This window comes from Rubrivivax sp. JA1026 (assembly GCF_011065555.1).
In the GTDB taxonomy this organism is placed as follows: domain Bacteria; phylum Pseudomonadota; class Gammaproteobacteria; order Burkholderiales; family Burkholderiaceae_C; genus Rubrivivax; species Rubrivivax benzoatilyticus.
Genome location: NZ_JAALCQ010000003.1, coordinates 171,027 through 190,789 on the forward strand (window position 1 = coordinate 171,027; position 19,763 = coordinate 190,789).

Genomic DNA, 19,763 nt, shown 5'->3' on the forward strand with positions numbered 1-19,763 from the left:
TCGTGACCCCCTAGACAGCGGGCCCTTGGCGCTTGCTCTGCGTCAAGCGACCAGCCCGAACCACGGTCGATGCTGGTCAGCACAAGACAGACCACACGATGGAGACAGACATGGGTGCGCCGAAGTTCGTCGACTCGATCGAGGCCGCGGTCGACCTGGTGCTGGACACGGTCGAAGGCGACATCGTGCTCGGCATCCCGCTGGGCGTCGGCAAGCCCAACCCCTTCGTCAACGCGCTGTACCGCCGGCTGCGCGACGACCCGTCGCGGCGGCTGCGCATCGTCACCGCGCTGTCGCTGCAGAAGCCGGTCGGCAAGTCCGACATCGAGCGCCACTTCCTCGAGCCGCTGGTGGCGCGTGTCTTCGAGGACTACCCTGACCTGGACTACGTCGTCGACCTGCGCGCCGGCCGGCTGCCGAGCAACGTCGAGGTGCGCGAGTTCTTCATGAAGACCGGCGACTACCTCGGCAACGCCACGGCGCAGCAGAACTACATCTCGACCAACTACACCTTCGTCGCGCGCGACATGGCGGTGCAGGGCATGAACGTCATCGCCCAGGCGGTGGCCGCACGCGGCACCGGCGCGGCGATGCGGCTGTCGCTGTCGTCCAACCCCGACGTCAGCGCCGAGATCATCGAGCGTGTGCACGCCAGCGGCCGCAAGGTGATGACGGTCGGCGTCGTCAACCAGAAGATGCCGTTCATGCCCAACGGCGCCGAGGTCGACCCGGGGCTGTTCGACCTCGTCGTCACCGACCCGCGCGGCACGCACGCCGTGTTCGCGCCGCCGAACAACAAGGTCTCGTTCGCCGACTACGCGATCGGCCTGCACGCGTCGAGCTTCGTCGTCGACGGCGGCACGCTGCAGATCGGCATCGGCTCGCTGGGCGACGCGATCGCGCAGGCGCTGATCGTGCGCGACCGCCACGGCAGCGAGTACCGCCGCATCCTCGAGTCGCTGACCGGCGGCGACCTGTCCGGGCGCGAGACCGGGCGTTTCGACACCGGGCTCTACGGCTGCTCGGAGATGTTCGTCAACGGCTTCCTGAAGCTCATCGAGGCCGGCATCGTGCGCCGCGAGGTCTACGCCGACGCGGTGCTGCAGCGCCTGCTCAACGAGGGCCGCATCGCCGACGCGACGGTGCGCCCGCAGACCCTGGCCGCGCTGCTGGAGGCCGGCCGCGTGCGCGCGCCGCTGGACGCGCGTGACCTGGCCTTCCTGCAGAGGTTCGGCGTGCTGCGCGCCGAGGTGCGGCTGGACGGCAGCGACCTCGTCTGCGGCGAGCGCCGCTGCAGCGCCGACCTGCGCGACGCCGCCGCCCTCGACACCGTCTGCACGGCGATGCTCGGGCCGCGGCTGCTCGGCGGCGTGTTCATGCACGGCGGCTTCTTCATCGGCCCGCGCGACTTCTACGAGCGCCTGCGCACGATGCCGCCGCAGGAGCTGGCGAAGATCGACATGACGCGCATCGACTTCATCAACCAGCTCTACGGCGACGACGAGTTGAAGCGCCAGCAGCGCCGCCGCGCGCGTTTCATGAACACGACGATGGTCGTCACGCTGCTCGGTGCGGCGGCCAGCGACGCGCTGGAGAACGGGCAGGTGGTCAGCGGCGTCGGCGGCCAGTACAACTTCGTCGCGATGTCGCACGCCCTGCCCGACGCGCGCCTGGTGATGATGCTGCGCTCGACGCACGCCACGAAACAGGGCCTGACCAGCAGCATCGTCTGGAGCTACGGCAACGTGACGATCCCGCGCCATCTGCGCGACATCGTCGTCACCGAGTACGGCGTCGCCGACCTGCGCGGGCAGTCCGACGGCGAGGTCGTCAAGCGGCTGATCGCGGTGGCCGACTCGCGCTTCCAGGACGAACTGGTGCGCCAGGCGCAGGCCCACGGCAAGCTCGAGGCCGGCTACGCCGTGCCCGAGCACCAGCGCCACAACCTGCCGCAGAGGCTGGAAGACCAGCTTCAGCCCTGGGCCACGGCCGGTCTGCTGCCCGAGTTCCCGTTCGGCACCGACCTCACCGACGACGAGATCCGCATCGTGCGTGCGCTGAAGAAGCTCAAGCACGCCAGCGAACACCCGGCCGAGCTGCTGCAGATGACGCTCAAGAGCCTCTGGGAAGGCCGCGAGGCACCGCGCCCCTACCTCGAACGCCTGGGCCTGGCCGACGCACACGGCCTGCGCGACCTGCTGGTGCGCCGGCTGCTGGCCAACAACCTGTAGCGCCGCCCCGCCGCGAGCGCCGTTCGGCGGCGCTGCCTACACTGCGCGGCGATGGCTTCCACCCCCACCTCCCCGGCGGCGCGTGCCGCCGACGACGCGGCGCCGGCGCGCCGCGTGCGTTCGCTCTCCGGGCTGCTGCCCTTCGTGCGGCCGTACCGCGGCCGCGTCGCGCTCGCCGGGCTGTTCCTGGTGCTCGCCGCGGCCAGCACGCTGGCCTTCCCGGTGGCGCTGAAGTCGCTGATCGACCAGGGGCTGGTCGCCGCGGACCCCGGTGAACGCGTGATGGCGCTGCGCGGGCACTTCCTGGCGCTGTTCGCCGTCGGCGGCGCGCTGGGGCTGTTCTCGGCGCTGCGTTTCTACATGGTCACCTGGCTGGGCGAACGCATCACCGCCGACCTGCGCAACGCGGTCTACGCCCACGTCGTGCGCCAGAGCCCCGAGTTCTTCGAGACCACCCAGACCGGCGAGGTGCTCAGCCGCCTGACGACCGACACGACGCTGGTGCAGACCGTCGTCGGCTCCAGCCTCAGCCTGGGCCTGCGCAACACGGTGATGGGGCTGGGCGCGCTGACCGCGCTGGTCGTCACCAACCCCTGGGTCATGACCCAGGTGCTGGGCATCCTGGTGCTGGTCGTGCTGCCGTCGATCTACTTCGGCCGCCGCGTGCGCAAGTTGAGCCGCGCCAGCCAGGACCGCGTCGCCGACTCCAGCGCCATCGCCGCCGAGGTGCTGAACGCGATCCCCGTCGTGCAGGGCTACGTGCAGGAGCGGCGCGAGTCGGCGCGTTTCGACGCCGCCACCGAGAGCGCCTTCGACACCGCGCGCCGGCGCACCGTCGTGCGCTCGCTGCTCGTCGGCTTCATGATCACCGCGACCTTCGGCGCGCTGGTCTGGGGCCTGTACCAGGGCACGCAGGCGGTCATCGAAGGCCGCATCAGCGCCGGCCACCTCGGCCAGACGGTGGTTTTCGTCATCATCTTCGTCGGCGCGGTGGCGGTGCTGTCCGAGGTCTGGGGCGAGCTGCTGCGCGCCGCCGGCGCGACCGAGCGGCTGATGGAGCTGCTGGCGGCGCGTTCGCCGGTCGCCGACCCGCCGCGGCCGCGTGCGCTTCCGCCGACCTCGGGCGGCTCGGCGGTGCGGCTGGACGGCGTCACCTTCTGCTACCCGTCGCGGCCCGGCCAGCCCTCGCTGGCGGAGTTCTCGCTGGACGTGCGGCCCGGCGAGACGGTGGCCCTGGTCGGCCCCAGCGGCGCCGGCAAGAGCACGGTGCTGCAGCTGCTGCTGCGTTTCTACGACGCCCAGGCCGGGCGCGTGTCGGTCGACGGCGTCGACGTGCGCGAGGCGGCGCTGGCCGATCTGCGCGGGCGCATCGGCATCGTGCCGCAGGACAGCACGGTGTTCTCGGCGTCGGCGCTGGAGAACATCCGCTATGGCCGCCCCGACGCCAGCGACGCCGAGGTCATCGCCGCGGCGCGCGCCGCGCACGCCCACGAGTTCATCGAGCGCCTGCCCGAGGGTTACGCCAGCTTCCTCGGCGAACGCGGCGTGCGCCTGTCCGGCGGCCAGCGCCAGCGCGTGGCGATCGCACGCGCGATGCTGAAGAACCCGCCGCTGCTGCTGCTCGACGAGGCGACCAGCGCGCTGGACGCCGAGAGCGAGCGCATGGTGCAGGCGGCGCTGGAGACGGCGATGGCCGGGCGCACGACGATCGTCATCGCCCACCGCCTGGCCACCGTGCTGCGCGCCGACCGCATCGTGGTGATGGACGGCGGGCGCATCGTCGACGTCGGCACGCACGCCGAGCTGGTGGCGCGCGGCGGGCTGTACGCGCGGCTGGCGGCGATGCAGTTCGAACTGGCGCCGGCCTCGGTCTGATGGAGGGGGAACGCCGGTTGCGGACGGACGCCGCCAGGGCAAGAATGCGGCGAGCTCCCGAAACGCAGGTCTTTTGCCCCGACCGGCAGCGACCGTTAGCCCCTAAGCTGCCGGCAGTGCCCGCACCGAGCGCCCTGCCCGAGAGGAATCCGACTTGCCTGCCGCCCTGTCCCCGCCGTCCGGCCCGGAGACGATCCTCATCGTCGACGACGAGCCGGCCAACCTGAAGATCCTGGCCACGATCCTCGGCGACAAGGGTTACCGCGTCATCGCGGCGTCCAACGGCGAGACCGCGCTGCGCCTGGCCGAGCGCCCGCCGCTGCCGTCGCTGATCCTGCTCGACGTGATGATGCCGGACATGAGCGGCATGGTCGTGCTCGAGAAGCTGCGCGAGAACCCGGCCACACGCGCCATTCCGGTCGTGATGGTCACCGCGCTGGGCAAGGAGCGCGACGAGGAAACCGGCCTGAAGGCCGGCGCCTCCGACTACATCAAGAAGCCCTTCAGCCCGCTGATCCTGCTGGCGCGCGTGCGCTCGCAGCTCGACGCGGCGCGCCTGCGCGGCCTGCTGCGCGACGAGCTGCAGCGCGAGAAGCAGCTGCGCGACCTGGAAGGCGACCTGATGCAGACGGTCGTCATCCGCGCGCTGGCCCACCTGGCCGAGACCCGCGACCTGGAGACCGGCAACCACATCCTGCGCACCCAGAAGTACGTGCGCGTGCTCGCCGAGGACCTGCGCAGCCACGGCTGGGACCTGTCGGACTCGACGATCTCGCTGCTGGAGCGCTCGGCACCGCTGCACGACATCGGCAAGGTCGGCATCCCCGACGAGGTGCTGCTGAAGAAGGGCAAGCTGACGCCGGACGAGTGGGTGACGATGAAGCGGCATGCCGCCATCGGCGCCGACGCGATCACGCGCGCCGAGGAAGACGTGCAGCAGGAGGTGCGCCAGCGCTGGCAGGACGGCGAGATCGACGACAAGACACGCAACCTGCTCGACTGCCTGCGCATCGCCAAGGAGATCGCCCACCGCCACCACGAGCGCTGGGACGGCAGCGGCTACCCCGACGGCCTGGCCGGCGAGCAGATCCCGCGTTCGGCGCGGCTGATGGCGCTGGCCGACGTCTTCGACGCGCTGATCTCCAAGCGCTGCTACAAGGACGCTTGGGACTACGGCCAGGCGCGCGCGGTGATCCTCGAAGGCCGCGGCACGCACTTCGACCCGGCGGTCGTCGAGGCTTTCGAGCGCTGCTACGACGAGTTCTGCCGCATCGCGACGACCTTCGCCGACCCGAAGGACGCTCAGGACGAAGCCGCGGATCGTGCCCCCTGAAGGTTCCGGGATCGCCGGCGCGCGGCGCCGCTCGCGCGTGACGGCGCTGCGCACCGCGCTCGTCTACGCCGGGCTGGCCTCGCTGTGGATCCTGCTGTCGGACCGCTGGGTCGAGCGCCTGATGTCCGACCCCGAGGCCCGCACGCTGGCCAGCATCACCAAGGGCTGGGTCTTCGTCGCCGTCACCTCGCTGCTGCTGTACGTGCTGGTGCGGCGGCTCGCGCCGGCCGGAGACACCCGGCGCCCGCCCGGCAGCCGGGGCGATCGCCGGCTCGCGCTGATCGTCGGGGCGACCGTCGCGGTGCTCGCCGCGGCCGGCCTGGCGCTGTCGCTGCGGCAGCAGCAGCACGCCGCCGTGCAGGCCCTGCACTCGGTCGCCGAACTGCGCAGCGCCCAGGCCGCGACCTGGGCCGCGGCGCGTCTGGCCGACGGCGACCGGGTGCGCGAGATGCAGCCGTCCCGGCTGAAGGAACGGCTGAAGCTGCTGCAGGAGGAACGCGGCTACGTGGCCGCCGCGCTGCTGGACCCGCAGTGGCGTGTCGTCTGGAGCTCCGGCGCGACGCCGGACGCGCCGCAGGACACGCCGGCCGCAACACAAGACCGCCCACGGCTGCTGGGTCCTCAGCTGGACGCCGAGGGCGGGCCGCACCTGACGCTGCTGGTGCCGCTGGCGCCCGGCCAGGCCCCGCCGGGCGGCTTCGCGATGCTGCAGCTGGCCGCAGCCGACCTGCCGCCGCTGGCCCTGGGCACCGGCAGCACGTCGGCGGACGGCATCTCGACGGTGCTGGTGCGCCGCGACGGCGCCGACCTGGTCTATTTCGGCTCGCCGTCGCGCAAGGGCTTCTCCGTCTGGCGGCGCCCGGCCGAGGCCGGCGCGATCGCGGCGGCCCCGGTGCCCGCCGGGACTGTGCTGGAGGGCAGCGACGAACGCGGCTCGCCCGCGCTGGGACTGCTCGCGCCGATCGCCGGAACCCCGTGGAGCCTGCTGACGCGGCTGGACCGCACGACGCTCGAGCGCCAGCGCTGGCAGGCGGCCTCGGGCGTCCTGCTGGCCGCACTGCTGGCCGGCTTCGGCGCCGCGGCACTGCTGGCGCTGCGGCGCCAGCGCGAGGCCCTCGAACGCCACGAGTCCGAACGCCGCCGCCAGGCCGAACGCATGGAGGCGCTGGCCGTCGTCGAGGCGATCACCGACAGCTCGCCCGACATGATCTTCGCCAAGGACCTGCAGGGGCGTTACCTGCTGTTCAACCGCGCCGCCGAGCGCCTGACCGGCCACGCCCGCGAGCAGGTGCTGGGGCGCGACGACTCGGTCGTGTTCCCGCCCGAGGTCGTCGACCGCCTGCAGGCCGACGACCGGCGCGCCCACCAGGGGCCCATCGAGTTCGACGAGGTCCTGCCGACGGTGCAGGGACCGCGCGAGATGACCGTCACCAAGGGCCCGCTGCGCAACCGCGGCGGCGAGCTGATCGGCGTGTTCGGGATCACGCGCGACATCACCGAGCTGAAGAAGGACCGCGCGCTGCTGGCCGAGAGCAGCCGCATCGCGCGCATCGGCGGCTGGAGCTACGACGGCGACAGCCGGTCCATCATCTGGACCGACGAGATCCGGCACATCGCCGAGGTCGACGGCGACATCCCGCCCGACCTCGCGTTCACGATGCAGTTCCTGGGCACCGAGGCGCGCGAGCAGCTCGAGGCCGCGCTGACGGCCAACCGCGACCGCGGCACGCCCTTCGACGTCGAGCTGCCGGTGCGCACCGCGCGCGGCCGCGAGCGCTGGGTGCGCATCGTCGGCCAGCCCGAGTTCGACGGCCGGCGCGTGCTGGCGGCACAGGGCTTCGTGCAGGACATCACCGAGGCCAAGACACTGCGGCTGGAGCTGGACCGCCACCGTGCCGAGCTCGAACGCCAGGTGCACGAGCGCACCGCCGACCTGGAGATCGCACGCGCCCGCGCCGAGGCCGGCATGCGCGCGCGCGACGCCTTCATCCGCATCATCAGCCACGAGCTGCGCACGCCGCTGCACCAGATCCTGAACCTGGCGCCGCACCTGCACCGTGGCGACGGCAGCCCCGAGGAGCCCTTCGTCGAGGCCGCCGACCGCCTGGCCGAGATCCTGGAGGACGTGCTGACGCTGTCGGAGCTGGAGGCCGGCGGCGTCGTGCCGCGCGTGCAGGACTTCGAGCTCGGCGCGCTGCTGCACCAGACACGCGAGCAGGTCGAGGCCGAGGCGCGGCGCAAGGGCCTGGCGCTGACGGTGGACGCCGGCAGCGCGCCGCTGTGGCTGCGCGGCGACCCGGCGATGCTCGGCCGGGCGCTGGGCAACTACGTCAAGAACGCGGTCAAGTTCACCGCCGAGGGCAGCGTGCAGGTCGTCGCGCGCCGTGTCGCCGAGGACGCCGAGGGCGTGACGCTGCTGCTGGAGGTGCGCGACACCGGCCCGGGCATCGACGCGGCGCTGCAGCCGCGGCTGTTCGGGGCCTTCGAGCCCGGCGACGTCTCGATGACGCGCCGCCACGGCGGCGCCGGCCTGGGGCTGGCGCTGACGCGGCGCCTGGCCGAGTTGATGAAGGGCCAGGTCGGCGTCAACAGCCGGCCCGGCAAGGGCAGCCGCTTCTGGCTGCGCCTGCACCTGCCGCGTGGCCGCGACGCCAGCGCACGGCCGGTCGGGCAGCTGTCGGTCGAGGCCATGCTGCGCGCCCGCCACGCCGGCGCGAAGGTGCTGGTGGTCGACGACGACCCGGTCAACCGCGAGAGCGCCTCGGCGCTGCTCGGCGCCGTCGGCCTGCAGGTGCTGCTGGCCGAGAACGGCCGCGAGGCGGTGGAACGCACGCTGGCCGACAGGCCGGCGCTGGTGCTGCTGGACCTGCAGATGCCCGAGGTCGACGGCCTCAGCGCGGCGCGCGAGATCCGCCGCCGCGGCGCGACGATGCCGATCCTGGCGCTGACCGCCTCCGACGTCGAGGACACGCTGGCCGAGTGCCTGGCCGCCGGCATGGATCACCACGTGCACAAGCCGGTCGAGCCGCGGACGCTGTACGCCACCCTGCTGCACTGGCTGGGCAGCGGCGGGCCGGTGGCCGCGGCGGCGGCGGCGAGCGCTGCGGCAGGCGACGGCGACGCGGCGGCGACACCGCCGGACTCCTGGCCGCTGCTGCCGGGTGTCGACGGCCCCGACGCGCTGGAGCGCTGCGGCGGCAACGTCGGGCGTGCGCTGTCGCTGCTGCGGCTGTTCGTGCGCACGCACGCCGACGACGCCGAGCGGCTGCAGGCCCTGTGCGAGGCCGGCCGCTGGTCCGAGCTGCGCCAGCTGTCGCACGCGCTGCGCGGCGCGGCGGGCAACGTCGGCGCACGCGACGTCCACCTGAGCGCGACCCGGCTGGAGAGCCTGCTCGACGAACGCGCCCCGGTGGCGGCGCGGGGCGACGCGACCCGCGGGCTCGCCGACGCGCTGCGGACGCTGGTCGCCGGCGTGCGCGCCGTGCCCGACGCGGCCGCCGCACCGCCACCGCCGCCGCCGACGTTCGACTCGGCGATCGCCGTGTCCGGGCTGGCGCTGCTGCTGGCCTCGGGCGACACGGCCTGCGCCGGCTACATGGCCGAGCACGAAGCCGAGCTGCGCCAGTCGCTGGGCGCCGAGTTCGACCGCCTGGCCGACCTCGTCGAGACCTTCCGCTTCGACGAGGCGGCGACGCTGCTGGCCCAGCGGGCGAACTGAGCCAGGCGCCGCGGCCGCGGCGCGGATAATCGGCGCCATGACCGTCAAGACCCAGCGCCCGGTGCGCTCCCAGTACGAGGATTTCATGCGCCACGTCGACACGACGGGCGTGCACAAGAGCGACCGCACCGGCACCGGCACGAAGAGCGTCTTCGGCCACCAGATGCGTTTCGACCTGTCCGAAGGCTTCCCGCTGGTGACGACCAAGAAGGTCCACCTGAAGAGCATCATCCTCGAGCTGCTGTGGTTCCTGCGCGGCGACGGCAACGCGCGCTGGCTGCAGGAGCGCGGCGTGACGATCTGGGACGAGTGGGCGCGCGAGGACGGCGACCTGGGGCCGGTCTACGGCGTGCAGTGGCGCAGCTGGCCGACGGCCGACGGCGGCACCATCGACCAGATCGCCGAGGCCGTGCGGCTGCTGAAGACCGACCCGGACTCGCGCCGCATCGTCGTCAGCGCCTGGAACGTCGCCGAGCTGCCGAAGATGGCGCTGATGCCCTGCCACGCCTTCTTCCAGTTCTACGTCGCCGACGGCCGGCTCAGCTGCCAGCTCTACCAGCGCAGCGCCGACATCTTCCTCGGCGTGCCGTTCAACATCGCCAGCTACGCGCTGCTGACGATGATGATGGCCCAGCAGTGCGACCTGCAGCTCGGCGACTTCATCTGGACCGGCGGCGACTGCCACCTCTACAGCAACCACGCCGAGCAGGTGCGGACCCAGCTCGCGCGCACGCCCTTCCCCTACCCGACGATGGAGATCCGCCGCCGCCCGGCGTCGATCTTCGACTACGAGTACGAGGACTTCGTGCTGCACGACTACCAGCACCATCCCGCCATCAAGGCACCGGTCGCGGTCTGACGATGACGACGCTGGTTCTGGTCGCCGCCGTCGCGCGCAACGGCGTCATCGGCCGCGACGGCGTGATGCCCTGGCATCTGCCCGAGGATCTGGCGCATTTCCGGCGCACGACGCAGGGGCTGCCGGTGCTGATGGGCCGGCGCACCTGGGAGTCGCTGCCGGAGCGGTTCCGCCCGCTGCCGGGGCGGCGCAACATCGTCGTCACGCGCCAGGCCGGCTGGGTGGCGCCGGGTGCTGAAGTGGCGGCGTCGCCCGAGGCAGCGCTGGCGCTGATGGCCGACGCGCCGCGGGCCTGTGTCATCGGCGGCGGCGAGCTGTACGCGGCGCTGCTGCCGCGCGTAGACGAGCTGGTGCTGACCGAGATCGACGCCGACTTCGACGGCGACACCCGGCTGCCCGCGACGCTGCGCGACGGCTTCACCGAGGTCGCGCGCGAGGCGCACCAGGCGGCGGCACCGAACGACTTCGGCTACGCCTTCGTCACCTACCGCCGCGGCTGAGGCATGCGGGGAATGCTGGGGTCAGGTCTCGCAAGGAATGCTGGGGTCAGGTCTCGCAAGACCTGACCCCGTCTTTACGGCGGCGGAGGAAAGCTGAGACCTCTCGAAAGCTGGGGTCAGAAAGCTGGAGAAAGCTGGGGTCAGGTCTCTCGAGACCTGACCCCGCCTTCGCTGCCCCCGCCTTCGCGCCGTCAGCCGAGCTCGACCCAGACCGGCGCGTGGTCGCTGGGCTTTTCGCGGCCGCGGATGAAGCGGTCGACCTCGGCGGCCTTGAGCCGCGCGGTGGCCGGCGCGTTGAGCAGCAGGTGGTCGATGCGCAGTCCGGCGTTGCGCTCCCAGCGCTGGCGGAAGTAGTCCCAGTAGGTGTACATCGCCGCGTCGCCGTGCAGCGTGGCCAGGGCGTCGGTGAAACCCAGTTCCAGCAGGCGCTGGTACGCCTGGCGCGACTCGGGCTGCAGCAGCGCGTCGTTCTGCCAGCCCTTGGGCGAATAGATGTCGCGCACCGCGTCGGTCGGCACGACGTTGTAGTCGCCGGCCAGCACCACCGGCGCGTCCAGGCTCACGAGCGTCGCCGCGTGCTCGTGCAGGCGCTGCATCCACTTCAGCTTGTAGTCGAACTTCGGCCCCGGCTGCGGGTTGCCGTTGGGCAGGTAGAGCGCACCGACGATCAACTCGCCGACCTGGGCCTCCAGGTAGCGGCTGTGCGTGTCGTCAGGGTCGCCGGGCAGGCCGCGAAGGCGCTCGACCGGCTGCTGCCCGCGCGCCAGGACGGCGACGCCGTTGAAGCCCTTCTGGCCATGCCAGATCGCGCCATAGCCGGCGGCCTCGATCGCCTGCAGCGGAAAGGTCTCGTCGGAGGTCTTCAGTTCCTGCAGACAGGCGACGTCGGGGGCGGACTCGGCCAGCCATTCGAGCAGCCGCGGCAGGCGCGCGGTGATGCCGTTGACGTTGAACGTGGCGATCTTCATGCGGGCGATCGTAGCGAGTCCGCGCCACGCGCGTCCGCGCAGCGACGTCAGCGTGCCGGTGCCGAGGCCTTCAGCCAGCGCCGCGCCGCCTCGGCGTCGGGCCCCTGCGCGCCGGCCTGCTTCAGGTAGGCCTGCAGCCTGGCGCGGCCGTCCGCGGTGCGGCCGGCCTTCATCAGGCTCAGGCCCCAGCGGTAGGTGAAGACCGCGGGCAGCGGCTCGCCGACGGCGGCGATCTTCTCGAACAGCGGCAGCGCGCCGGCATGGTCCTCGGCCAGCAGCCGGGCCTTCAGTTCCTCGCGATAGACGGCGAGGCGCGCGGCCGGGGCCATCCAGCGCGGCGTGCGCGCGGCCAGCGCCGCGAACTGCTCCGGGCTCGGCTTGATGCCGGCCGGCCCGTCGGCGCGCGGCAGGGTCAGCACCAGACGCACGGTGGCCGGCTGCGGCGTGCCCTCGGGCAGGCGCTCCAGCAGCGGCAGCAGCGCCACCGAGACCGTGCCGCCGCGCACTGGCACGACGGTGGCGACGCTGGCGATCGTCGCGCCGGCCGCGTCCAGCGCCTGCAGCGAAGCCGGCGCATCGAAGCTCTCGGAGCTCGCCACCGACTGCCAGCGCGTGCGCCCGGTCGGCTCCTCCTCGTAGCGCGTGCGGCCCAGGTCGGGGATCCGCGGGCGGTCGCCGCTGCAGCCGCCGTCCGGCGCGTTGCAGGTCCATTCGAAGCGGTAGCGCGTGCGCTCGGACTCCTGCTCCAGCCGCCTCTCGACGACGACGGCCGACACCGTGTCGCCGTCCAGGTGACGCCGGTCCAGCGCCAGCGGATACGGGCCCTTCACGGCCTCCCAGCGGCTCTCGGTGCCCTTGGGCACCCACATCGGCAGGTAGTCGGCGGCCACCGCCGGTGCGGCGGCGGCCAGCAGGATCAGCGGCGACAGCAGGCGACGCATCGTCTTCACCGGCTCAGGCAGAACTCGCCGCGTTCGGTCCAGGTCCGAACGGTGCGCAGCTCGCGGCCCTGGCGGTCGATCTCGAGCTGCTCCCAGTCCTCGCGGTAGCTGTCGCAGCGCCCGCTGCGGCCGGCCAGCCGCGTCACGCGTGCGACGCCGGCGGCGAACGGCTCGGCACGCCGGTAGCGTGCCGGCACCACGACCCGGCCCTGGGCATCGACATACCCCCAGGCACCACGTTCCGCGAACGCGGCCAGACCGTCGGAGAACTCCGCCAGGTCGTCGTAGCGCGGCGCGAGCACCCAGCGGCCGTCGGCGTCGACCAGGCCCCAGCGCTCGCCGTCGCTGGCCGGCGCCAGGCCCTCGGCAAAGCGGCGCAGCGCCTTCCAGCGGCCTTCGCCGACGATCTGCCCGTCGCGGTCGACGAGCCGCCAGACCTTGCCGTCGTGCACGCCGCCGCGGCCGTCGGCGAAGGGCAGCACGGCCTGCCAGCGCGGCTCGACTCGGGTCTCGCCCGACGGAGCGCGGTAGCCCCAGCGGCCGCTCGCGGCATCGCGGAAGGCCTCCAGGCGGCCGACGCAGCGCTGCGCCGTTGCCAGCGCCGCCGCCGCGGCGGCAGCGAAGCTCGCACCACCGGAGTCGAGGTCGCGTGCGCCCGCGCAGCGCAGGCGCTCGACCTGCTGCCGACGGGCCTCGGCGCGTTCGGCCTGCTGGCGGTCGGCGGCATCGTCGCGTTCGCGCGCCACCGCCTGGCGGCGCGGCAGCACCTCGGCGTCGACCTCGTCGAACATCGCGCTCATCGGGTCGGCGGCGGCAGCAGCGCGGCGCCCCTGGCGGCGGCGCTCCAGCTCGCGCGCCTCCTCGTCGGCCAGCACGCGTTCATCGAAGGCCCGCAACGCATCGACGTCCAGCGTCAGCCGCAGGGTGTCGAGCTGATGGGCGCTGGCGCGCAAGGTCGTGCCAGGGTCGGCCAGGAAACGGCGCGCTTCGTCGGCCGGCAGCCAGTGGTCGGCGCCTTGCAGCGCCTTGTCGCCGTCGAGCCCCGGCACGCGGTTCAGCAGCAGGCGCCCCCACGGCGGACTGCCGGGCACGTTGAACGACGGCCGCGGGTCACCCTCGGGGTAGGCGGCGCCGATGTCGCAGACGATCCAGGCCGTGTCGACGCGGCCACCGCCCAGCCGTCGGTCCAGCGGCACGACGAAGCGTGCCTCGGTGAGCGCGACACGCTTCCAGGCGGCCGCCGGCGTGTTGGAGCGGATGTGGTCGAAGACGCGGTCACCGCTGCGCGGCGTCTTCAGCTGCACGGTGCCGAGCTTCCAGGTGGCCGTGCAGAAGACCACCGGTTCGCCCATCAGCGTCCAGACGCGCGCGTTCAGGTCCAGGCGCACCGTCGCCCAGCTGCCGTCGTCCAGCCGCGGCGCGAGCTCCAGGCGCCAGCTGCGCTCGAGGTCGACGACGGGGCCGGTGGGTGCGGCGGAGGCGGCAGCACCGCAGCTCAGCAGGGTCAGCAGCAAGGCCAGGCGCGGGCGCATGGCCGGATTCTTCGCACCCGGCCGGCGCGGCGCCCTGACCTGCCGCAGGCCGGGGCGTCAGCGAGGCTCGGGAATCAGCGCGAGCGCGCTGAGCGCGTCGGCCATCGACTTGTCGATCCGACGCAGCAGCCCCAGCCGGATCCCCTCGCGTTGCTCGGCGCTGTAGTACTCCAGCCCCGGGAGGAAGGGCAACTGCGGCGTCTCGCCGTACTCGCACGGGAAGTCGCCGCCCCACTCCCAGGCGATCTCCTGGCCGGTCTTCACGTCCAGGACGTCGATGCGATAGGCCGCGTAGACGCAGCGCCGCATCAGGTTGAGGAACGAGCGCTCCATCATCCCGTAGCCGGGCGCGAAGAGGACACGCTCCTGCGACGTGGCGGTGCCCGGACGGATGACCAGCAGGCGATCGACACCCTGGCGCGCGGCGATCGCCAGCAGTTGCTGCGGGCCGTCGACCCGCAGGCGCTCGATGACGAGGTCGCGACGGTCCAGCGCCGTGGCTTCGAATCTCGACCGCTGACGCAGCAGCTCGATGGCCTTGTCGGTGGCGTACGCATCGATCTGCCACTCGGGAACCTTGACGCTGTAGCGCGCGTTCTGGAACACCGTCGTGCCGATGCGCAGGCCATGGAACTCGTCGCCCAGCAGCGAGACGACACCGATGCGCCGAGTCTGGGTCAGGTCCTCTCCGGAGACGGGGCGCTTGCCGCCGAGTGCGGCGCAGCCGGAAAGAAGCGAGACGAGAGCCCAGCAGGCAAGCAGTTGCAGCGAGCGACGCATGGCGGCGTGACGAGTGAGATGCCGAGGAGGCCGGCATGATCGCCTCCCGAACGGTCCTGCCGATCGCGGGGTGGCGACGGCATCCACCGCCGGACGGACCCCGCCGCTGACCTCGCGCGTGAAATCGCGCTCGGGCCTGAATGAGGCGTAGCAGGCCTTCCGGCCATCAGCATTCAGCCCTCGCGCGTGAAATCGCGCTCGGGCCTGAATGAGGCGTAGCAGGCCTTCCGGCCGTCAGCATTCAGCCCTCGCGCGTGAAATCGCGCTCGGGCCTGAATGAGGCGTAGCAGGCCTTCCGGCCTGCTACGTCCTCATTCAGTCCTCCAGGCCGAGTTCCTGGATCTTGCGGGTGATCGTGTTGCGGCCGATGCCCAGCTTCTGCGCCGCCTCGATGCGGCGGCCGCGCGTGAGGTCCAGCGCGGTCTGGATCAGCCGGCCCTCGAACTGGCGCGTCAGCACGTCCCAGACCTCGGGTTCGCCGGACTCGAGCCGGCGGCGCGCCTCGCGCTCCAGGTCGGCCAGCCAGCCCGGCGTCGTGGCCTCGACGACCGGCGGCGCGGCCGTGGGCACCGGTGCCGCCGGCACGGCCCCGTCAGGAGCCACCGCCGCCACCACCGCGGACCGCAGATCGGGGCCGGCCAGCAGCTCCGGCGGCAGGTCCTTGGCCTCGACGACCTGCGCCGGCGCCATCACCGTCAGCCAGTGGCAGACGTTCTCGAGCTGGCGCACGTTGCCGGGGAAGTCGAACCCCTGCAGCCGCGCCACCGCCGAGTCGGTGATGCGCTTGGCCTCGACGCCGAGTTCACGCGCGCTCTTCTGCAGGAAGAAGCGGGTGAGCATCGGGATGTCCTCGCGGCGCTCGCGCAGCGCCGGCAGGCGCAGCCGGATGACGTTCAGGCGGTGGTAGAGGTCTTCGCGGAAGACGCCGTCCTTGACGCGCTGCTCGAGGTTCTGGTGCGTCGCGGCGATCACGCGCACGTTGGTCTTCAGCGGCTGGTGGCCGCCGACGCGGTAGAACTGGCCGTCCGACAGCACGCGCAAGAGCCGCGTCTGCAGGTCGAACGGCATGTCGCCGATCTCGTCGAGGAACAGCGTGCCGCCGTCGGCCTGCTCGAAGCGGCCGCGGCGCATGGTCTGCGCGCCGGTGAAGGCGCCGCGTTCGTGGCCGAAGAGCTCGCTTTCCAGCAGGTCCTTGGGGATGGCCGCGGTGTTGATCGCGACGAACGGACCCTGGCCGCGCGGGCTGTGCTTGTGCAGCGCGCGCGCCACCAGCTCCTTGCCCGAGCCGCTCTCGCCGGTGATCAGCACCGTGACGTTGCTCTGGCTGAGCCGGCCGATGGCGCGGAACACGTCCTGCATCGCCGGCGCCTGGCCCAGCATCTCGGGCACGGCCTTGTCCACCGTCTCGCGGACCTCGTCGCGCAGGCTCTCGTCGACGGCGCGGCGGATCAGCTCGACGGCCTTGGTCAGGTCGAAGGGCTTGGGCAGGTACTCGAAGGCGCCGCCCTGGAAGGCCGAGACGGCGCTGTCCAGGTCGGAGTAGGCGGTCATGATGATGACCGGCAGCCCGGGCAGCCGCGCCTTCACCTTGGACAGCAGGTCGATGCCCGAGCCGCCGGGCATGCGGATGTCGCTGACCAGGACCTGCGGCTCGTCGTCGTCGAGCGCGGCGAGCACGTCGCGTGCGCCGCAGAAGCTGCGCACGGCGAACTGCTCGCGCACCAGCGCCTTCTCCAGCACGAAGCGGATCGACTGGTCGTCGTCCACGATCCAGATCGGTTTCATAGACCCCCCCGTAGCGCCTTCGGCGCCCCCCCCCCGAGGGGGGGCGCCGCCAGCGGACCGGCGGAGCCGGATCCGCGGCGGCAGCTTGACCACGTGACATGCGTGAGACGGGCAAGGATCATCGAGTCGGACTCAGGGCAGAGGAATCAGCAGCTTGAACACGGTCCGGCCCGGAACGCTGTCGCATTCGATCGTGCCCTGATGCTGCTGCACGAAGGTCTGCGCCAGCGTCAGCCCGAGGCCGGAGCCGTTCTCGCGTCCCGACACCAGCGGGTGGAAGATGCGATCGCGGATGTCCTCGGGCACGCCCGGCCCGTTGTCCTGGATATGCAATTCGAGTGCCAGCCGGAAGCGCTTGCGCCCGAAGGTGACCTGGCGCGCGACGCGGGTGCGCAGCACGATCTCGGCGTCGCCGGCGGCGATGCGCTCGGCCAGCGCCTGCGTCGCGTTGTGGGCGATGTTCAGCACCGCCTGGATCAGCTGCTCGCGGTCGCCGCGGAACTCGGGGATCGAGGTGTCGTAGTCGCGCTCGACGGTCAGCCCGCGGGGGTACTCGGCCATCACCAGCGAGCGCACGCGCTCGCAGATCTCGTGGATGTTGACGTCGCCGACGACGTGCGGCCGGCGGTGCGGCGCGAGCAGCCGGTCGACGAGCGCCTGCAGCCGGTCGGCCTCGTGGATGATGACCTGGGTGTACTCGGTCAGCTCCCTGGACTGCACGTCCATCGCCAGCAGCTGCGCCGCGCCGCGGATGCCGCCCAGCGGGTTCTTGATCTCGTGCGCCAGGTTGCGCACCAGTTCCTTGTTGGCCTGCGCCAGCCCGTGGGCACGCTCCTCGCGGTCCAGCCGGGTCTGCTGCTCGACCTCGATCAGCTCGATCAGCACGCGCTCGGCATGGTCCATCTGGCCGACGATGACGTGCACCGGCAGCTCGGCCGCCGGCCCCAGCGAGGCCGGACGCTTGAGCACGGCGTCGAAGCGGCCGCAGGAGACCTCGCCGCGCACCACCGACTCCAGCGTCTCGCGCAGCCGCGTCGGGTCGACGAGCCAGTCGAAGACGCTGCCGCGGCGCAGCGTGCGCCGCGACTGGCCGATCAGGTTCTCCAGCGTCGAGTTGACGAACAGGCAGCGGCCGTCGGCCGCGCCGATGCCGACCATCGTCGCCAGGTAGTCGAAGGCATCGAAGCCTTCGAGCGCCTCGTGCTCGCCGCTCACGGCAGCGAGACCTTGTTGAGCTCGCGCCGGATCGCCGCGAGGTCTTCTTCCTTGCGCTCGATCTGGGCCTTCAGCGAAGCGGTGCGGTCCAGGTACTTCTGGTAGTTGCGCTCGTCGCCGCGGCGCTCGGGCTGGCCGTCGTTGTATTCCTTGCGCAGCTCGGCCAGGCGCTGCTCCTCGCGCTGCAGTTCCTCCTGCAGGATGCGGCGCGCGTCGCTGTCGCGGGCGCGCTGCTCGGCGGGGTCGACGCGGCTGTCGGCCGGCCGGGCGGTGGACGCCGCCGCCGCGGGCGCGGGCCGGCGGGTCTGCACGATCGTGATCGGCGAGCCGTCGATCGTGCGGCAGCCACGGTCCTTGGCCTGCTGCGGCGTCAGCATGTTGGTGTAGCTCTCGGGATTGCCGGGGCAGCGGTAGACGGGGCCGCTGTCGCCTTGCGCGAACGCGGCCGCCGACGTCAGCAGCAGCGCGAGGCCGGCACCTGGCCGACGGAACATGGGCATTACCTCCGTGCGATGGATTGTGGCGCGCCCAAACGAAGAAGGGACGGCAAGCCGTCCCTTCCGCAGACCGTGACGCGCGAGCGCCGCCGGACTTTAGATGCTGTAGTACATGTCGAACTCGACCGGATGGGTCGTCATGCGGAAGCGCGTGACTTCCTGCATCTTCAGGTCGATGTAGGCGTCGATGTACGAATCGGTGAACACGCCGCCCTTGGTCAGGAAGGCGCGGTCCTTGTCGAGGTACTCGAGGGCCTGGTCGAGGCTGTGGCAGACGGTCGGGATCTTCGCGTCCTCTTCCGGCGGCAGGTGGTACAGATCCTTGGTGGCGGCTTCGCCCGGGTGGATCTTGTTCTCGACGCCGTCCAGGCCGGCCATCAGCAGCGCGGCGAAGCCCAGGTACGGGTTCATCAGCGGATCCGGGAAACGCGCTTCGATGCGGCGGCCCTTCGGGTTGCTGACGAACGGGATGCGGATCGAGGCCGAGCGGTTGCGGGCCGAGTAGGCCAGCTTGACCGGCGCTTCGAAGCCCGGCACCAGACGCTCGTAGCTGTTGGTGCCCGGGTTCGTGATCGCGTTCAGCGCACGGGCATGCTTGATGATGCCGCCGATGTAGTACAGCGCGAACTCGGACAGGCCGCCGTAGCCGTCGCCGGCGAACAGGTTCTTGCCGTCCTTCCAGACCGACTGGTGCACGTGCATGCCGGAGCCGTTGTCACCGACGACGGGCTTGGGCATGAAGGTCGCGGTCTTGCCGTAGGCGTGCGCGACGTTGTGGATCACGTACTTCTGCAGCTGCAGCCAGTCGGCGCGCTCGACGAGCGTGCTGAACTTGGTGCCGATCTCGTTCTGGCCCGGGGCCGCCACTTCGTGGTGGTGGACTTCGACCGGGATGCCCAGCGACTCGAGGATCAGGCACATCTCCGAGCGCATGTCCTGGAAGCTGTCGACCGGGGGCACCGGGAAGTAGCCGCCCTTGACCGCCGGACGGTGACCCATGTTGCCGCCGTCGAGCTCCTTGCTCGTCGACCACGGGGCTTCTTCCGACGTGATCTTCACGTGGCTGCCGTCCATGCCGACGTGCCAGTGGACCTGGTCGAAGATGAAGAACTCGGGTTCCGGACCGAAGAAGGCGGTGTCGCCCAGGCCGCTGCTCTTCAGGTAGGCCTCGGCACGCTTGGCCAGCGAACGCGGGTCGCGGTCGTAGGGCTTGCCGTCACCCGGCTCGAGCACGTCGCAGGTCAGGATCAGCGTCGGCTCTTCGTAGAACGGGTCGATGTTGGCGCTGCTGGGATCGGGCATCAGCAGCATGTCGGACGCTTCGATGCCCTTCCAGCCGGCGATCGAGGAGCCGTCGAAGGCATGACCGGCGGTGAACTTGTCTTCGTCGAAAGCGGAAACGGGCACCGAGACGTGCTGTTCCTTGCCGCGGGTGTCGGTGAAGCGGAAGTCGACGAACTTGACTTCGTTCTCCTTCACCAGCTTCATCACGTCGGCAACGGTCTTTGCCATTCAGATCTCCTAGCGGG

Annotated in this window: 14 protein-coding genes; 6 read left to right on the forward strand and 8 right to left on the reverse strand. The window is 71.8% G+C overall.

The features are described from left to right. Positions 1 to 110 precede the first annotated feature (110 nt). The 6 genes from G5B56_RS07280 (at position 111) to G5B56_RS07305 (ending at position 10,516) form a co-directional block, all read left to right on the forward strand. On the forward strand, positions 111 to 2,231 hold the full coding sequence (locus tag G5B56_RS07280; protein ID WP_164962773.1) for an acetyl-CoA hydrolase/transferase C-terminal domain-containing protein: 2,121 nt from the start codon (positions 111 to 113) through the stop codon (positions 2,229 to 2,231). Between the two features lie 51 nt (positions 2,232 to 2,282). Continuing rightward, a complete protein-coding gene (locus G5B56_RS07285) occupies positions 2,283 to 4,106 on the forward strand; it encodes an ABC transporter transmembrane domain-containing protein (RefSeq protein WP_009858124.1) in 1,824 nt (607 codons plus the stop codon). A 154-nt stretch (positions 4,107 to 4,260) separates the two neighbouring features. Beyond that, on the forward strand, positions 4,261 to 5,439 hold the full coding sequence (locus tag G5B56_RS07290) for an HD-GYP domain-containing protein (protein WP_009858125.1): 1,179 nt from the start codon (positions 4,261 to 4,263) through the stop codon (positions 5,437 to 5,439). Further along, positions 5,429 to 9,157 (forward strand): PAS domain-containing sensor histidine kinase, encoded by a 3,729-nt coding sequence (locus G5B56_RS07295; RefSeq protein ID WP_164962774.1) that lies wholly within the window; start codon positions 5,429 to 5,431, stop codon positions 9,155 to 9,157. The genes G5B56_RS07290 and G5B56_RS07295 overlap by 11 nt, the downstream gene beginning before the upstream one ends. Positions 9,158 to 9,194: 37 nt before the next feature. After that, a complete protein-coding gene (locus tag G5B56_RS07300) occupies positions 9,195 to 10,016 on the forward strand; it encodes a thymidylate synthase (RefSeq protein WP_164962775.1) in 822 nt (273 codons plus the stop codon). 2 nt (positions 10,017 to 10,018) lie between these two features. Beyond that, entirely contained in the window at positions 10,019 to 10,516 is a 498-nt protein-coding gene (locus G5B56_RS07305; RefSeq protein ID WP_009858128.1) for a dihydrofolate reductase, read from the forward strand. Positions 10,517 to 10,707: 191 nt separating this feature from the next. Here G5B56_RS07305 and xth read toward each other — a convergent pair whose 3' ends face one another. From xth to glnA, 8 genes are all read right to left on the reverse strand, one after another. Next, positions 10,708 to 11,484 carry an exodeoxyribonuclease III gene (xth, locus tag G5B56_RS07310; RefSeq protein WP_206023493.1) on the reverse strand — a complete coding sequence of 259 codons (777 nt, stop codon included), beginning with the start codon at positions 11,482 to 11,484 and terminating at the stop codon, positions 10,708 to 10,710. A 47-nt stretch (positions 11,485 to 11,531) separates the two neighbouring features. Next, complete coding sequence (locus G5B56_RS07315; RefSeq protein ID WP_164962889.1) at positions 11,532 to 12,425, reverse strand: hypothetical protein; 894 nt, start codon at positions 12,423 to 12,425, stop codon at positions 11,532 to 11,534. Between the two features lie 5 nt (positions 12,426 to 12,430). Further along, complete coding sequence (locus G5B56_RS07320) at positions 12,431 to 13,957, reverse strand: WG repeat-containing protein (RefSeq protein WP_164962776.1); 1,527 nt, start codon at positions 13,955 to 13,957, stop codon at positions 12,431 to 12,433. Positions 13,958 to 14,014: 57 nt separating this feature from the next. After that, positions 14,015 to 14,737: a hypothetical protein gene (locus G5B56_RS07325; RefSeq protein ID WP_164962777.1), complete on the reverse strand. Its 723-nt coding sequence runs from the start codon at positions 14,735 to 14,737 to the stop codon at positions 14,015 to 14,017. A gap of 315 nt (positions 14,738 to 15,052) precedes the next feature. Then, positions 15,053 to 16,522 carry a nitrogen regulation protein NR(I) gene (gene ntrC / locus G5B56_RS07330; RefSeq protein WP_009858578.1) on the reverse strand — a complete coding sequence of 490 codons (1,470 nt, stop codon included), beginning with the start codon at positions 16,520 to 16,522 and terminating at the stop codon, positions 15,053 to 15,055. Positions 16,523 to 16,654: 132 nt separating this feature from the next. Beyond that, on the reverse strand, positions 16,655 to 17,680 hold the full coding sequence (gene glnL / locus G5B56_RS07335; RefSeq protein WP_206026560.1) for a nitrogen regulation protein NR(II): 1,026 nt from the start codon (positions 17,678 to 17,680) through the stop codon (positions 16,655 to 16,657). A 53-nt stretch (positions 17,681 to 17,733) separates the two neighbouring features. Next, a complete protein-coding gene (locus G5B56_RS07340; protein WP_009858576.1) occupies positions 17,734 to 18,231 on the reverse strand; it encodes a hypothetical protein in 498 nt (165 codons plus the stop codon). A gap of 99 nt (positions 18,232 to 18,330) precedes the next feature. Further along, complete coding sequence (glnA, locus tag G5B56_RS07345) at positions 18,331 to 19,746, reverse strand: type I glutamate--ammonia ligase (RefSeq protein WP_164962778.1); 1,416 nt, start codon at positions 19,744 to 19,746, stop codon at positions 18,331 to 18,333. Positions 19,747 to 19,763 lie beyond the last annotated feature (17 nt).